The organism is Aeromicrobium phragmitis (assembly GCF_003674095.1).
GTDB classification, from domain to species: Bacteria; Actinomycetota; Actinomycetes; order Propionibacteriales; family Nocardioidaceae; genus Aeromicrobium; species Aeromicrobium phragmitis.
Genome location: NZ_RDBF01000198.1, coordinates 1 through 351 on the forward strand (window position 1 = coordinate 1; position 351 = coordinate 351).

Annotated in this window: 1 protein-coding gene; it reads right to left on the minus strand. The window is 35.0% G+C overall.

Annotation, left to right across the window (positions count from 1 at the left end; translation table 11 throughout):
- A partial coding sequence (locus D9V41_RS16950) for a reverse transcriptase domain-containing protein (RefSeq protein ID WP_208006937.1) occupies nt 1–351 on the minus strand: 351 nt, incomplete at both ends.

The window sequence follows — 351 nt, forward strand, 5'->3', positions numbered from 1 at the left end:
AGCACTAACCGTTACTCCTAAGTCCTTTTCTTTTCTAGTCTTACCCAATATAGTATCCCCCATTTTGTATTCTTCATCCACGTTTCCATGTCCTATGTGCATACATTTACATTTTCCAAAATTAAATAGCATTTGCCATTTTTCAGACCATTTGACCAATTTGGCTAGATCATCTTGTAAAATATGTGTATCGGCATTTCTTTTAACTTTTCTGAACACTTTTGTATCATCTGCACAGTTCAGTACTTTGCTAGATACACCATCATCCAAATCATTTATATATATCAAGAATAATATAGGTCCTAACACTGATCCCTGTGGCACTCCACTCAAAACTGGTTTCCAGTTTGA